General features: G+C 73.0%; 14 protein-coding genes. 12 read left to right on the forward strand and 2 right to left on the reverse strand.

Going from position 1 to position 14421, the window contains the following annotated elements; genetic code table 11:
• Window positions 1-38: 38 nt before the first annotated feature.
• Entirely contained in the window at window positions 39-512 is a 474-nt protein-coding gene (locus OHA88_RS18775) for an ATP-binding protein (protein ID WP_328626365.1), read from the forward strand.
• A 114-nt stretch (window positions 513-626) separates the two neighbouring features.
• Here OHA88_RS18775 and dapC read toward each other — a convergent pair whose 3' ends face one another.
• Complete coding sequence (gene dapC / locus OHA88_RS18780; RefSeq protein ID WP_326605628.1) at window positions 627-1724, reverse strand: succinyldiaminopimelate transaminase; 1098 nt, start codon at window positions 1722-1724, stop codon at window positions 627-629.
• 150 nt (window positions 1725-1874) lie between these two features.
• On the reverse strand, window positions 1875-2195 hold the full coding sequence (gene fdxA, locus OHA88_RS18785; RefSeq protein ID WP_018956287.1) for a ferredoxin: 321 nt from the start codon (window positions 2193-2195) through the stop codon (window positions 1875-1877).
• Window positions 2196-2312: 117 nt separating this feature from the next.
• On the opposite strand from fdxA, the gene OHA88_RS18790 reads away from it, so the two are divergent.
• From OHA88_RS18790 to OHA88_RS18840, 11 genes are all read left to right on the forward strand, one after another.
• Window positions 2313-3314, forward strand: a complete 1002-nt coding sequence (locus OHA88_RS18790) for a GNAT family N-acetyltransferase (RefSeq protein WP_328626366.1) — start codon at window positions 2313-2315, stop codon at window positions 3312-3314.
• Window positions 3315-3340: 26 nt separating this feature from the next.
• Window positions 3341-4216 carry a transglutaminase-like domain-containing protein gene (locus OHA88_RS18795; RefSeq protein ID WP_328626367.1) on the forward strand — a complete coding sequence of 292 codons (876 nt, stop codon included), beginning with the start codon at window positions 3341-3343 and terminating at the stop codon, window positions 4214-4216.
• A 452-nt stretch (window positions 4217-4668) separates the two neighbouring features.
• Window positions 4669-5433 carry a CoA transferase subunit A gene (locus OHA88_RS18800; protein ID WP_328626368.1) on the forward strand — a complete coding sequence of 255 codons (765 nt, stop codon included), beginning with the start codon at window positions 4669-4671 and terminating at the stop codon, window positions 5431-5433.
• Window positions 5433-6089 carry a CoA transferase subunit B gene (locus tag OHA88_RS18805; protein ID WP_328626369.1) on the forward strand — a complete coding sequence of 219 codons (657 nt, stop codon included), beginning with the start codon at window positions 5433-5435 and terminating at the stop codon, window positions 6087-6089. The genes OHA88_RS18800 and OHA88_RS18805 overlap by 1 nt, the downstream gene beginning before the upstream one ends.
• On the forward strand, window positions 6086-7276 hold the full coding sequence (locus tag OHA88_RS18810) for a thiolase family protein (protein ID WP_328626370.1): 1191 nt from the start codon (window positions 6086-6088) through the stop codon (window positions 7274-7276). Before OHA88_RS18805 ends, OHA88_RS18810 begins: the two co-directional genes overlap by 4 nt.
• A gap of 10 nt (window positions 7277-7286) precedes the next feature.
• The gene (gene pcaH / locus OHA88_RS18815) at window positions 7287-8057 is read left to right on the forward strand and encodes a protocatechuate 3,4-dioxygenase subunit beta (RefSeq protein WP_328626371.1); all 771 of its coding nucleotides are present in this window, start codon (window positions 7287-7289) and stop codon (window positions 8055-8057) included.
• Window positions 8057-8623 carry a protocatechuate 3,4-dioxygenase subunit alpha gene (pcaG, locus tag OHA88_RS18820; RefSeq protein WP_328626372.1) on the forward strand — a complete coding sequence of 189 codons (567 nt, stop codon included), beginning with the start codon at window positions 8057-8059 and terminating at the stop codon, window positions 8621-8623. The genes pcaH and pcaG overlap by 1 nt, the downstream gene beginning before the upstream one ends.
• The gene (pcaB, locus tag OHA88_RS18825) at window positions 8610-10028 is read left to right on the forward strand and encodes a 3-carboxy-cis,cis-muconate cycloisomerase (protein WP_328626373.1); all 1419 of its coding nucleotides are present in this window, start codon (window positions 8610-8612) and stop codon (window positions 10026-10028) included. Before pcaG ends, pcaB begins: the two co-directional genes overlap by 14 nt.
• A gap of 149 nt (window positions 10029-10177) precedes the next feature.
• Window positions 10178-11350 (forward strand): bifunctional 3-oxoadipate enol-lactonase/4-carboxymuconolactone decarboxylase PcaDC, encoded by a 1173-nt coding sequence (gene pcaDC / locus OHA88_RS18830; RefSeq protein ID WP_328626374.1) that lies wholly within the window; start codon window positions 10178-10180, stop codon window positions 11348-11350.
• Between the two features lie 5 nt (window positions 11351-11355).
• Complete coding sequence (locus OHA88_RS18835; RefSeq protein ID WP_328626375.1) at window positions 11356-12534, forward strand: 4-hydroxybenzoate 3-monooxygenase; 1179 nt, start codon at window positions 11356-11358, stop codon at window positions 12532-12534.
• A gap of 187 nt (window positions 12535-12721) precedes the next feature.
• The gene (locus OHA88_RS18840; RefSeq protein WP_328626376.1) at window positions 12722-14416 is read left to right on the forward strand and encodes an IclR family transcriptional regulator domain-containing protein; all 1695 of its coding nucleotides are present in this window, start codon (window positions 12722-12724) and stop codon (window positions 14414-14416) included.
• Window positions 14417-14421 lie beyond the last annotated feature (5 nt).

Below are 14421 nucleotides of genomic sequence, written 5' to 3' on the forward strand. Positions count from 1 at the left end.
CAACGGACAGACAGAATCCACACCGTCGAAGGAGCATCATGTCCCTCCCCCTGACCCGTCGGATCGCCCGTGCCGCGCTGCTGATCGCGGCGGGTGCAGCCCCCGTGGTCGGTGCGGCCGGCGCCGCAGGTGCCGCGGAGCTCCCGCAGACCCCCGAGCTCGGCGGTCTGACCACGGTCGACGGCGCAGGCCTCGGCAAGGCCCTCGACGGCGCGTCGCAGCAGGGCACCAAGGCCGCGGGCGCCACCGGTGGCAAGATCGCCGGGACGTCCCTTCCGGCCGCGGGCAAGACCGTCACCAAGACGAGCCGCACGGTCGCCCCCGCCGCACAGAAGGCCGCCGGTGAGGCCACGGGCAGCGCCGGTGAACTGGTCGGTGGGGCCACCGGTGCCACGGCCAAGGGCGGTCTGCCCACGGACAGCCTCGTCGGCGGCGGCCTGCCGACGCAGGGCCTGCCCACCCACGGGCTTCCGACGCAGGGCCTGCCCACCCAGGGCCTGCCGATCGGCTGATCCAGCCGCCACGGCACACGCGAGAGGGCCTCGGGGTGCGCACTCCCGAGGCCCTCTCGCGTGTCGTTCGGATCATGCGGTGCAGATCACGCGGTGCCGGTCCTGTCGTCCGGTTCAGGACAGCCGCTTGACCGCTGCCTCGACGCGCTCGTCCGTCGCCGTGAACGCCACGCGTACGAAGCGGTCGCCCGCCGGTCCGTAGAAGTCGCCCGGGGCCACCAGGATGCCGAGCTCCGCGAGGTACGCCACGGTCTCCCAGCACGGTTCGTCGCGCGTCGCCCACAGGTAGAGGCTCGCCTCGCTGTGCTCGATCCGGAAGCCGTGGGCCTCCAGCGCCGCCCGCAGTGCCGCGCGCCGGTCCGCGTACCGGGTCCGCTGCTCGGCGACGTGCGTGTCGTCCCCGAGCGCCGCGACGGTGGCCGCCTGGACCGGGGCGGGCGTCATCATTCCGCCGTGCTTGCGGATCAGCAGCAGCTCGCCGAGGACGGCCGCGTCGCCCGCGATGAAGGCCGCGCGGTATCCGGCGAGGTTGGAGCGCTTGGAGAGCGAGTGGACGGCGACGATGCCCTCGTACCTACCGCCGCAGACGTCGGGGTGGAGCACGGAGACCGGTTCGGCCTCCCAGCCCAGCTCCAGGTAGCACTCGTCGCTGAAGACCAGCACGTCGTGCTCGCGCGCCCAGGCGACGATCCGGGTCAGCTCGTCCTTGGACAGGACGCGGCCGGTCGGGTTGGACGGCGAATTGAGCCAGAGCAGCTTGAGGCCGGCCGGGTCGAGCTCGGTCGGGTCGTCGTAGACGACGGGCTCGGCGCCGCAGAGCCGGGCGCCCACCTCGTACGTCGGGTAGGCGAGCCGCGGGTACGCCACCTTGTCGCCCGCACCGAGGCCCAGCTGGGTCGGCAGCCAGGCCACGAGCTCCTTGGAGCCGACGACCGGCAGCACGTTCTCGTGCGCCACGGAGATCGCGCCGAGGCGCCGCTCCACCCAGCCGGTGAGGGCGTCACGGAGCTCTGCCGTTCCCCACACCGTCGGATAGCCCGGGCTGTCCGCGGCGGCGACGAGCGCCTGCTGGATCAGATCGGGCACGGGGTCGACGGGGGTGCCGACGGACAGGTCGACGATGCCGTCCGGGTGGGCCGCAGCGGTCGACTTGTAGGGCGCGAGCTTGTCCCAGGGGAAGACCGGGAGGCGGGAGGAGACTGCTGCGGACACGGATCTCTGCTTTCTCGTACGAGGGTTACGAGGGTGATGCGGGTGTTTCGGGTGGTTCGGGGACTGCCGGTGGCCCGGGCCGGAAAACACCTCGGCCCCGCACGGTGACGAGCCGTACGGGACCGGGGCGGCGCACGTGCCGGTCGCCGCTTACTGGTTCTGCGGCGGCAGTGCTGCGATGAACGCGTGGTCGCGCTCGATCAGGCCCAGCTTGGAGGCACCACCGGGCGACCCGAGGTCGTCGAAGAACTCGACGTTCGCCTTGTAGTAGTCCTTCCACTCCTCCGGGGTGTCGTCCTCGTAGAAGATCGCCTCGACCGGGCATACCGGCTCACAGGCTCCACAGTCGACGCATTCGTCCGGGTGGATGTACAAGGACCGCTGGCCCTCGTAGATGCAGTCGACGGGGCACTCTTCGATGCAGGCCTTGTCCTTTACGTCGACACAAGGCTGCGCGATGACGTAGGTCACGCTGTCGTTCCTCCTCGGTAGGGCGTTGGCTCTCGCGCGGGAGCGCGGCGTCGTCGATGCCCACGCCTAGTATCTCCGTTCCTGGGCACGAACCGAACAGGAGGGGCGGACAGAGCTGTGGAATTCACCATGGGCGGACGGCTTGAGGTCCGAATTACACCAGCTGACGTGGGCAAACGGGTATCAGTCCGACGCCACTCCGAGGGCGACGCGGCGGGGTCGAAGTTCACCGACACGGTAGGTGTTCTCACATCGTGGGACGCCGGTGTGCTGTCGGTCACACCGAAGAGCGGTGAGTCCGTCCATATCGCGGAGTCGTCGCTGGTGGCGGGCAAGGTCGTGCCGTCCGCACCGGCCCGGCGCCGGGGTCCGGCGGCGACATTCGCGGAGCTCGCCCCCGTCTGCGCCCGCGCCTGGCAGCCCGTGGAGAGCGAGCCGCTCGGTGGCTGGCAGCTGCGCTCCGCGGCCGGCTTCACCCGGCGCGCCAATTCCGTACTGCCGCTCGGCGCCCCGGGGATCCCGCTCGACGAGGCGCTCGCCCAGGTGAAGCAGTGGTACGCCGACCGGGGCCTGCCCGCGTACATCCAGACCGCGACCGGCGCCGAGGGCACGCAGGAGGAGCTGTGCGCGGAGCTGGAGAGCCACGGGTGGCGGCGCGAGGTGACGGCGCAGGTACGGATCGCGGCGCTGGCCCCGATCGGCGATCTGGACGCGGACATCGCGCCGGTGCGGCTGAGCCGGGAGATCGACGAGGGATGGCTCTCGCGCTACCAGCGGTTCGACACCCCCGGCCCTCATGTACTGAAGGTGCTGGGCAGCGGACCCTCGGTGTGGTTCGCGACCGTGCCGGGTGACGCGGAGGGCGAGTCGCCCGCCGCGATCGGGCGGTGTGTGGTGGACGGGCGCTGGGCGGGCTTCATGGCCGTCGAGGTCGGTGCCGCGTACCGCCGCCGGGGTCTCGCCACCGCCGTGATGACCGCCCTGGCCCGCCAGGCGCTGGACGAGGGCGCGTCGGCGGCCTGGCTGCAGGTGGAGGAGGACAACGAGGGGGCGCGTGCGCTCTACGACCGGATGGGGTTCGAGACGCATCACCTCTATCACCACTTCCGGTCGGCGTAACCGGGGAAGGTACATACGTGTCCCCCATGAACCCCCCGAACCCCCCGGATCCGCCGGACCCCGAGAACCCGTCGGGCTCCGGGCGGGACGAGCTCCGACGGCAGTTCGCCGAGGAGGCGCGCGCCGAACGGCCGGACCTGGCGCTGCTCTGCCTGCTGCTGGCCGCGGAGGCCGACCCGGCACTGGACGCGGCCGGGATCGACGCGGCGCAGATCGAGCTGGACCGGCTGGCGGGCCTGCTTCCGTACGGGGTACGGGGCGGGCATGCCTGGGCCTCGGCGCTGGCCGAACTGCTCGGCGAGCGGTGCGGGTTCGCCGGCTCCTCGGCGGACTACCAGCGACTGGATTCGTCACTGCTGCACCACGTGCTGCGGCGCCGGCGCGGACTGCCGATCCTGCTGTCGGTGGTGTGGATCGAGGTGGCGCGGCGGGCGGGCGCCCCGGTGTACGGAGTGGCGCTGCCGGGGCATTTCGTCGTCGGGTTCGGCGATCCGGCCGAACGGGTGCTGGCCGATCCGTTCGCCGGTGGCCGGCCGATGACCGGGCAGGACGCGGAGCTGCTGGTGACGGGGGCGACCGGAGCGCCGCTGGAACCGTCGATGCTGGTGCCGGCCCGCCCGCTGGAGGTCGTGCTGCGGATCCTGAACAACATCAGGGCGTGGGCGGCGGTCCGCCCGGAGAGCACGCGGGTGGCGCTGTGGGCGGTGGAACTGTCGCTGCTGCTGCCGTCCCATCCGGCGAGGCTGCGGTACGAGCGGGCTCAACTGCTCGTACAGAGCGGGGAGTTCCTTCGTGGGGCGGCCGAGATGGAGGAGTACGCGGAGTTGGTCGGGGTGGTGGAGCCGACAGCTGCGGAGGCGATCAGAGGACGGGCGCGCGCGGCGAGGGCGTTGCTGAACTAGGCGCAGAGGGCGGCGGTACCGGGTCGTCCCGACTGCGGCGAGCAGGGCCCGGACGACGGCCCGCACGCAGGCCGTCGCATCCACCGCCGGCTTCCGGCAGACCGAGGTCACCCCCGGCGCGACGCCAGGTTGCGCGCCGCCGGACAGCGTGCGAGCGCGGCGGCCTTCACACCCCCGGTCCCGGAGGATCCCCTACGGGCTCCTCGCGCGCCCTCATCCGGCGCGGCACATTCGGTGTCCGAACCATTGACATGGCCGTTGATTTTCCCGAAACTCACGCCACCTCGCGAACCATTGTTCATTCTGCGAACGCGAGACCAGGAGGCCCACTCCGGCCTCTGCAACGGGGGCTGTGCCGCCCCGAGACGTTGACGAACCAGGCGTCGTGGGATCAGAATCGGGAGCAATATGAACTTAAGTTCATCTGGCGAACACGATGGATGGGCGGGCGCATGGACAAGGTGGTCGCCTCGGCCGCACAGGCCGTGGCAGATGTCCACGAAGGTGCGTCGTTCGCAGTCGGTGGCTTCGGCCTCAGCGGCGTACCGAACACGCTGATCCAGGCGGTGTACGACACCGGAGCCGGCGGACTGGGCGTGGTCTCCAACAACTGCGGCGCGATGGACTCCGGTCTCGCGGTCCTGCTCTCGGCGGGCCGGATCGCCCGGGTCACGGGCAGCTACATCGGCGCGAACAAGGAGTTCGCCCGGCAGTACCTCGCCGGTGAGCTGGAGGTCGAGCTCATCCCTCAGGGCACCCTGGCCGAGCGGCTGCGCGCCGGCGGTTGCGGCATCCCCGCCTTCTTCACACCGGCCGGCGTCGGCACGCAGGTCGCCGACGGCGGACTGCCCTGGCGCTACGACGGTGCGGGCGGCGTCTCGGTGGCATCGCCGCGCAAGGAGACCCGCGAGTTCGACGGTGTCGAGTACGTGCTGGAGCGGGGTATCACCACCGACTTCGCACTGGTCCGGGCCGCCAGGGGGGACCGGCACGGCAACCTCGTCTTCAACAAGTCGTCCCGCAACTTCAATCCGCCGGCAGCCATGGCGGGCCGGATCACGATCGCCGAGGTCGAGGAGCTGGTCGAGCCGGGCGAGATCGACCCGGACCAGGTCCATCTGCCGGGCATCTTCGTCCAGCGGGTGGTGGCGCTCACTCCCGAACAGGCCGTGGACAAGAAGATCGAGAAGCGCACGACCAGGGAGGTGTCGGCCTGATGGCCTGGACGCGAGACGAGATGGCCGCCCGCGCGGCCCGCGAGCTGGGCGACGGTGAGTACGTGAACCTCGGCATCGGGCTGCCCACACTGATCCCCAACCACCTCCCCGCCGGCGTCCAGGTCGTCCTGGAGTCGGAGAACGGCATCCTCGGCACCGGTCCGTTCCCCCGCGAGGACGAGGTCGACCCGGACCTGATCAACGCCGGCAAGGAGACCGTCACCGTCCTGCCCGGCGCCTCCTTCTTCGACTCGGCGCTCTCCTTCGGGATGATCCGCGGCGGCCACATCGACACCGCCGTGCTGGGCGCCATGCAGGTCTCCGCCCGTGGCGACCTCGCCAACTGGGCCGTTCCCGGCAAGCTGGTCACCGGCATCGGCGGGGCCATGGACCTGGTGCACGGGGCCCGGCGGGTCATCGTGACGATGACCCACACCGCCAAGGACGGCAGCCCGAAGATCGTCGAGGAGTGCACACTGCCGCTCACCGGCCGGACCTGTGTCGACCGCATCATCACCGACCTCGGCGTCCTGGACGTCACCGACGACGGCCTCGTCCTGGTGGAGAGTGCCCCGGGCGTCACCGCCGAGGAGGTCAAGCGCCTGACCGCCGCCCCGGTCCGGATCGCCGCGGCCGTCGAGGGAAGCGCGCGATGACCCGTCAGCTGCGCGACGTCTACATCGTCGACGCCGTCCGCACCCCGGTCGGCAAGTACGGGGGCGCCCTGTCCGGGGTGCGCCCCGACGACCTCGCCGCCGGAGTGCTGCGGTCCCTGCTGACCCGTACACCGGACCTCGACCCGGCTCGGATCGACGACGTCCTCTTCGGCAACGCCAACGGCGCCGGCGAGGAGAACCGCAACGTCGCCCGGATGGCCGTGCTGCTCGCCGGACTGCCCGTCACCGTCCCCGGCAGCACCGTCAACCGCTTGTGCGCCTCCGGCCTCGAAGCCGTCGTCCAGGCCGCCCGCGCCATCGCGGTCGGCGACGCCTCCGTCGCCGTCGCGGGCGGCGTGGAGTCGATGAGCCGCGCTCCCTGGGTCCTGCCCAAACCCTCGCGTGCCTTCCCGGCCGGCAACCAGGAGCTCTTCTCCACCACGATCGGCTGGCGCATGGTCAACAAGCGCCTGGAGCCGCAGTGGACCGTCCCGCTCGGCGAGGGCGCCGAGCTGATCGCCGACCGGTACGGCATCACCCGCGAGCAGCAGGACGCCTTCGCCGTGGCAAGCCATGAGAAGGCCGCCCGCGCCTGGAAGGACGGCCTGTACGACGGCGAGGTCGTGCCCGTCGAGGGCGTCGGCCTCACCCGCGACGAAACCATTCGGGACAACACCTCGCCACAGTCGCTGGCCGGGCTGAAGCCCGTCTTCCGCCCGGACGGCACGGTCACCGCCGGCAACGCCTCTCCGCTCAACGACGGTGCCGCCGCGCTGCTGCTCGTGGACGAGGAGGGCCTGAAGGCCACCGGTCGTGAGCCGCTGGCACGCGTCCGTGCCTCGGCCGTCACCGCCGTCGAGCCGCAGTACTTCGGCCTCGGCCCCGTCGAGGCCGTCAGGAGGGCTCTGACCAGGGCCGGCCGCGGCTTCGGTGACCTGACCACGTTCGAACTCAACGAGGCCTTCGCCGCCCAGTCCCTGGGCTGCCTGGCCGAATGGCCCGGCCTCGACCCCGCGGTCGTCAACCCGCGCGGCGGAGCCATCGCCATCGGCCACCCGCTCGGCGCCTCCGGTGCCCGTATCGCCGGAGCCGTCGCCCACCAACTCGCCGCAGCGGGCTCCGGAACCGGCCTCGCCGCCCTGTGCATCGGCGTCGGACAGGGCCTCGCCCTGGTCCTGGAAAGGTAGGAAACACCGTATGACCACCCCTCTGACCCAAGCTCGGATCTCCGAGGAGATAGCCGAGCGGCGCGAGGCCTACGCCAAGGCCGTGGCCGCCGGCGCTCCCGGGAGGAGCCATCCCGACCGCGGCTACGCCCCTTACCGCAGCAGCGTCCTGCGCCACCCCGGCAAGCCGCTGGTCGCCCTGCACGACCCCGAGGCCGTGGAACTCTCCGGCCCGGTCTTCGGCGTCACCGATGTCACCGCCCTCGACCACGACCTGACCCGCCGGCACCGGGGCGAGCCGCTCGGCGAGCGGATCAGGGTCACCGGCCGGGTGCTGGACCGCGACGGCCGCCCGGTGCGTGGCCAGCTGGTCGAGGTCTGGCAGGCCAACGCCTCGGGCCGCTACGCCCACCAGCGCGACGACCACCCCGCCCCGCTCGACCCCAACTTCACCGGCGTGGGCCGCTGCCTGACCGACGATCAGGGCGCGTACGAGTTCGTCACCGTCAAGCCTGGCGCCTACCCCTGGCGCAACCACGTCAACGCCTGGCGTCCTGCCCATATCCACTTCTCGCTCTTCGGCAACGCCTTCACCCAGCGTCTGATCACCCAGATGTACTTTCCGGGGGACCCGCTCTTCGCCCACGACCCCATCCTCCAGTCCGTCACCGACGACTCCGCGCGCCGGCGGCTCGTCGCGACGTACGACCACGACCTGTCCACCCCCGAATGGTCGCTCGGCTACCGCTGGGACATCGTCCTCGACGGTCCGGCCGCCACCTGGATCGAGGAGGGCCGCTGATGTCCACCACCCCGTCGCAGACCGTGGGCCCGTTCTACGGCTACGCGCTGCCGTTCGCCAAGGGTGGCGAGATCGCCCCCGCCGGACACCCCGACGCCCTCACCGTCCACGGCCATGTCTACGACGGCGCCGGGGCTCCCGTCCCCGACGCCCTCATCGAGATCTGGCAGCCCGCACCCGACGGCTCACGCCGCGGCGCGCCCGGCTCGCTGCGCCGCGACCCCGTCACCGGAGAGGTCATCGGCCGGAGCGACGTCGGCTTCACCGGCTTCGGCCGCGTCGGGACCGACGCCGACGGCCACTACGAGCTGCGTACGCTGCCGCCCGGCGGCGTCCCCTACCTCTCGGTGGTCGTCTTCGCCCGTGGTCTGCTGCACCATCTGCACACCCGGATCTACCTGCCCGGCCTCACCGACACCGCGACCGACCCGCTGCTGGCCGGCCTGGAGCCCGAGCGCCGCGCCACGCTCCTCGCCGTCACGCACGGAGAACGGCTGCACCGCTTCGACATCCGGCTGCAGGGTGACGGTGAGCACGAGGAGACGGTCTTCCTTGCCTTCGACTGACCCCGCGGAGGACCTCGGCCTGCTCTCCCCGGGGCAGGCCGGGTCACCGGTCGAGGCCGCCACCGGCGACGCCGCGTACGTCCGCGCGATGCTGGATGCCGAAGCCGCGCTGACCCGCGCGCAGGCCGCGCTGGGCCTCGCCCCCGTCGCGGCGGCGCGGGCCGTCACGGCGGCGGCCGCCGAGACCGCCCGCTACGACGTCCGGGATCTCGCGCTGCGTGCCCGCTCCGGCGGCAACCCCGTCATCCCGCTCGTCGCCGACCTGACCGCGGCCGTCGCCGAGCACGACCGGCAGGCCGCCGCCCATGTGCACCGCGGCGCCACCAGCCAGGACATCCTGGACACGGCCGCCATGCTGGTCGCCGCCCGCGCTCTGGAACCCGTCCTAGCCGACCTCGGACGCGCGGCCGACGCCCTGGCGCGGCTCGCCGCCGAGCACCGCGACACACCGATCGCCGGACGCACGCTCACCCAGCACGCCGTGCCCACCACCTTCGGCCTCAAGGCCGCCGGCTGGCGCTCGCTGGTGCTCGACGCCCACGAACGCCTCGCGGCCGTGCGGGCAGCGCTGCCCGCACAACTCGGCGGAGCGGCGGGCACCCTGGCGGCCTTTCACGCCTTCGCCGAGGCCCACGGCCCGACCGCCGATCCTGATCCCGGACCGGACCTGGGCCTGCGGCTGCTCGCCGGCTACGCCGCCGAGACCGGACTGGCCGAGCCCGCGCTGCCCTGGCACACCCTGCGCACCCCCGTCGCCGACCTGGCCGGCGCCCTCGCCTTCACCGCCGGAGCACTGGGCAAACTCGCGGCGGACGTCCTGCTGCTGTCCCGTACGGAGATCGGCGAACTCGGCGAGGGCAGCGGCGGCGGCTCCTCCGCCATGCCGCACAAGGCCAACCCGGTCCGCGCCACGCTGATCGCCGCCGCGGCCCGACAGGTCCCCGCCCTCGCGTCCGTGCTCTACGCCGGGCTCGCCGCCGAGGACGAGCGTCCGGCGGGCGCCTGGCACGCCGAGTGGCAGCCCCTGCGTCAGGCCCTGCGCCTGGTCGGCGGAGCCGCCCGCGACGCCGCCGAACTGGCCGAAGGCCTGCGCGTCCACCCGCGCCGGATGCGGGACAACCTCGATGCCACCGGCGGCCTGATCATCAGCGAGCGGCTCGCCGCGGTGCTGGCGGCCCTGACCGGCCGCGGCGCGGCCAGGCAGGCGCTGTCCCGGGCCTCCCGCCGCGCCGTCGAGCAGGGCATGGAACTCGACGAGGCCCTCCGGGAGGAGCCCGGCATCGTCGGCGTCCTCCCGCAGGACCGGCTGCGCGAACTGACCGACCCGACGCGGTACGCGGGCTCCGCGGGCGCCCTCGTGGACCGCGCCCTGCGCCGCACCGGCGCCGCCCGGAACCCGACCTGACGCCGCACCGGCGTTGCCCAGGAACCGATCTGACGTGGCGTCGGGCATCGACGGCGCCGGGCAGCCACCCGATGCGCCGACCGGCGGCCGCGAGCCGTCCGCGACCCACCGCCCGCCGGGCGGCCCCACCACCAGGACGAGGAGACCGCATGAGCACTTCTGCCCCCGCGCAGCGTCTGCTGCACCACCGCGTGGACGGCCGGGACTCCGCCCCGCCGCTGATCCTGGGCCCGTCGCTCGGCACCTCGCTGGCCGTGTGGGACCCCCAGATCCCGTCGCTGGCCCGGACCCACCGAGTGGTGCGCTGGGACCTGCCCGGCCACGGCGGCTCCCCGGCCGGCCTGCTGCCCGAAGGCGGCACCGTCGCCGACCTCGGACAGCTGGTCCTCGGCCTCGCCGACGCGCTCGGCATCGAGGAGTTCGGCTACGCCGGCATCTCGCTCGGCGGCGCTGTCGGCACCTGGCTCGCGGTGCACCACCCCGAGCGGGTCACCTCACTCGCGATCCTCTGCTCCTCGGCCCGCTTCGGCCCGCCGGAGGGCTGGTCCGACCGCGCGGCGCTGGTGCGAGCCGAGGGCACCGGCCCGGTCGCGGAGACCGCCCCCACCCGCTGGTTCACCCCGTCCTTCGCGGCCACCCCGGCCGCCCGGGCGATGGTCGACGACTTGTCCGCGGCCGATCCCGGGGCCTACGCCGGGCTCTGCGACGCACTCGCCGGCCTCGACCTGCGGGCCGAGCTGCCTCGAATCACCGCGCCGACCCTGGTCGTTGCGGGCCGCGAGGACCTGGCGACGCCCGTCGCGCACGCCCGCGAGCTGGCCGACGGCATCCCCGGCGCGGCCCTGACCGAGGTGGCGCACGCCGCGCACCTCGCCAACATCGAGCGTCCGGTGCCCGTACTGGCCGCACTGCTGGGACACTTCGCGGCCGATGCCGCACCGCCTGCCGACGACGCCTCCCGGCACGACGCCGGTATGGCCGTGCGCCGTGCCGTGCTCGGCGACGAGCACGTCGACCGGGCGATCACCCGCACCACCGACTTCACTGCCGGTTTCCAGGACTTCATCACCCGCTACGCATGGGGTGAGATCTGGACCCGGCCCGGACTGAGCCGCAGAACCCGCAGCTGCATCACCCTCACCGCGCTGGTGGCCCGCGGCCACCATGAGGAACTGGCGATGCATGTGCGGGCCGCGCGGCGCAACGGTCTCACTGCGGAGGAGATCCAGGAAGTCCTGCTCCAGTCGGCCGTCTACTGCGGCGTGCCCGCGGCGAACGCCGCTTTCGCCATCGCGAACCGCATTCTCGAAGAGGAGAACTGACCGCCATGGACCACACCACCGTCGGCATCATCGGCGGCGGCCCCGCGGGGCTGCTGCTCGCCCGGCTCCTGCACAACTCCGGCATCGACTGCGTCGTTCTGGAGAGCCGGGACCGCACCTACGTCGAGCAGCGCCAGCGCGCAGGCATCCTCGAGCAGAGCACGGTCGACGTGCTGCGGGAGTCCGGTGCGGGCGAGCGACTGGACCGCGAGGGTCTGGTCCACGACGGCATCGAGCTGCGCTGGAACCGCCGGGCACAGCGCATCGACTTCCCGTCGCTCACCGGCGGCCGCAAGGTGTGGGTGTACGCCCAGACCGAGGTCGTCAAGGACCTGATCGCCCTTCAGGTGGCGGACGGCGCCCCGCTGCTGTTCGAGGCCCAGGTGAATGAGGTCGTCGGAGCCGACACGGACCGGCCCGTCATCCACTACACCCACCAGGGCCGGGACCGGACTCTCGGGTGCGACTACGTCGTGGGCTGCGACGGGTTCCACGGCGTGACCCGCAGGGCGGTCCCGGACAGCGTCATGAGCACCTTCGAGCGGGTCTACCCCTACTCGTGGTTCGGCATCCTGGCCGACGTCCCGCCGTCCTGCGACGAGCTGATCTACGCCCACTCGCCGCGCGGCTTCGCCCTGCACAGCATGCGCTCCACCACGGTCAGCCGGCTCTACCTGCAGGTCCCGAACGGCACCGACCCGGCCGACTGGCCGGACGACCGGATATGGGACGAGCTCGACGCCCGTTTCGCGACCGACGGCGACTGGCGGCTCGAACGCGGCCCGATCACCTCCAAGGCCGTGCTGCCGATGCGCAGCTTCGTCACCGAGCCCATGCGCTGGGGCCGGGTCTTCCTGGCCGGCGACGCCGCGCACATCGTGCCGCCCACCGGTGCCAAGGGGCTCAACCTCGCGGTCTCCGACGTCGTCGTGCTCGCCCGGGCCTTTGCCCACCTGAAGGACAGCGGCTCCGCCGAGCTGCTCGACGAGTACTCGGACACCTGTCTGCGCCGGGTGTGGCGCGCGGAGCACTTCTCGTACTTCATGACGACGACCCTGCACACCGACCCGGGCCAGAGCGAATTCGAGACCCGGCTCCAGGTCTCCCAGCTGGACCGCGTGTCGTCGTCCCGGCACGCGGCCGCGGAGCTCGCCGAGAACTACGCGGGCCTGCACATCGACTGAGCTCCTGCTGACGCAGCGGCGGTGCGGGGGCGAAGAGGGCCGCGCACCGCAGGCGTTGCCGGGGCGGGCGCCCCTCACCCCGTCGGCGCAGGTGGAGCGGGTGCGCAGGGCCCGGCCGCCCCGCGCGACCGCAGGGTCCGACGGGTACGGTTTCCGCACACCCCGGAGGCTCGACGAGGAGGACCGCATGCCGCATGCCGCGACCGCATCCGAGGCGGACGCCGCAGCACCCGGCGGCGAGCCGGTCGGACCGCTGGAGCGCGGTCTGGCCGTGCTGCGCGCCCTGGCCGCGCACCCCGGACCGCGGATGCGCCCCGGCGATCTCGTCCGCGCCACCGGCCTGGCACGCTCCACCGTCGACCGCATCGTCACCACCCTCACCCACCTGGGATATCTGCGCATCGAGGACGACCGCGACGTGTTGCTCGCGCCGCGCCTGATGGAGCTGGGCAATGCCTACCTCACCTGCTGCGGTCTCCCCGACGCCCTGGAACCGCTCGCCGTCGCGTTGGCCGACGAGCTGGACGAGTCGGTCTCCCTCGCGGTGCCGGACGGCGCCGGGGTGCGGTTCATCAGCCAGTCCACCCGACGGCGCACCATGGCTCTGGCCTTCCAGATCGGCGACCTGCTGCCCGCGGAGCGGTGCGCCCCGGGTGCCCTCTTCGCCTCCGACTGGAGCCCCGAGCAGCAAGCTGCCTGGCGCACCCGGCTGCGCGACGACCCCCGTGACGCCGGCTTCCCCGCCGTTCCGCCCCGCCCGGCACCACCGGCCCCCGACGAGGTGGAGTCGGTCTTCCGGCAGCGGGTGGCCGACGCCCGTAGCGCCGGCTGGGCCGCCGACGACCAGCTGATCGAGCCCGGTCTGGTCGCCGTCGCGGTCCCCGTGCACGCCCCCGACGGCCGCACGGTGTGCGCGCTCAGCGTGGTCAGTCACACCAGCAGGCACAGCGCCCGGTCGCTGGCCGAGCACGCCCTGCCCCGGCTGCGGGAGTACGGGGCGCGGATGGAGGCGGCACTGGTCTCCCCCGCACCGGCGGCCACGCCGCCCGTGCCCGGCGGCCCGGACACCTCGCGCGCCACCAAGGCGGAGCTGGGTCCGGAATTCCTGCAGTCCCTGACCCGGGGGCTGGCCGTGCTCACCGCCCTGGGATCAGCGCCCGGTGGGCTCACCCTGTCCGGCGCCGCGGAGGCCACCGGCCTGGCCCGCGCCACCGCCCGCCGGGCGCTGCTCTCCCTCCAGCAACTGGGGTACGCGGCCCCTGCCGGTGAAGGACGCCGCTTCACGCTGCTGCCCACGGTGCTGGAACTGGGCTATGCCCGGCTCTCCCGGCTGACCTTCGCGGAGATCGCGCAGCTCCATCTGGCCCGGCTGGTGGAGCAGGTGCACGACTCGGCGTCCGTCGCGGTGCTGGCCGACGACGACATCATGTACGTCGCCCGGGTGCACACCGTACGCATCATGAGTGTCAACATCACGGTCGGCACCCGCTTCCCGGCGTACGCCACCTCCATGGGCCGGGTGCTGCTTGCCGGTCTGCCCGAGCAGGAGGCGGCCGAGCGGCTGGCCCGCGCCTCGGTGCGGCCGCTGACACCGTTCACCCGGGTCGACGCCGCCGATCTCGCCGAGGCCGTGGCGCAGGCGCGACGGGACGGTCACGCCCTGGTCGACCAGGAGCTGGAGGAGGGGCTGCGGTCGATCGCGGTGCCGGTGCACGACCGCACCGGCCGGGTGGTCGCCGCCGTGAATGTCTCCGCCCATGCCAGCCGGGGCACCCTGGACGACGTGCGTCAGGCGGTGTTGCCCGCGCTCACGGCGGCGGCGGCCGCGATCGAGGAGGACCTGGCGGTCGTGACGGAACGGGTCCGGCTCGCGATCCCCTGACGGGC

The sequence above is a fragment of the Streptomyces sp. NBC_00353 genome, assembly GCF_036108815.1.
In the GTDB taxonomy this organism is placed as follows: Bacteria; Actinomycetota; Actinomycetes; order Streptomycetales; family Streptomycetaceae; genus Streptomyces.

Coding starts and splice junctions, on each gene's coding strand:
- pcaG (WP_328626372.1), top strand. CDS start 8,057: ATGTCCACCACCCCGTCGCAGACCGTGGGCCCGTTCTACGGCTACGCG.
- OHA88_RS18840 (WP_328626376.1), top strand. CDS start 12,722: ATGCCGCATGCCGCGACCGCATCCGAGGCGGACGCCGCAGCACCCGGC.
- pcaH (WP_328626371.1), top strand. CDS start 7,287: ATGACCACCCCTCTGACCCAAGCTCGGATCTCCGAGGAGATAGCCGAG.
- OHA88_RS18795 (WP_328626367.1), top strand. CDS start 3,341: ATGAACCCCCCGAACCCCCCGGATCCGCCGGACCCCGAGAACCCGTCG.
- OHA88_RS18810 (WP_328626370.1), top strand. CDS start 6,086: ATGACCCGTCAGCTGCGCGACGTCTACATCGTCGACGCCGTCCGCACC.
- OHA88_RS18805 (WP_328626369.1), top strand. CDS start 5,433: ATGGCCTGGACGCGAGACGAGATGGCCGCCCGCGCGGCCCGCGAGCTG.
- OHA88_RS18835 (WP_328626375.1), top strand. CDS start 11,356: ATGGACCACACCACCGTCGGCATCATCGGCGGCGGCCCCGCGGGGCTG.
- pcaDC (WP_328626374.1), top strand. CDS start 10,178: ATGAGCACTTCTGCCCCCGCGCAGCGTCTGCTGCACCACCGCGTGGAC.
- OHA88_RS18775 (WP_328626365.1), top strand. CDS start 39: ATGTCCCTCCCCCTGACCCGTCGGATCGCCCGTGCCGCGCTGCTGATC.
- OHA88_RS18800 (WP_328626368.1), top strand. CDS start 4,669: ATGGACAAGGTGGTCGCCTCGGCCGCACAGGCCGTGGCAGATGTCCAC.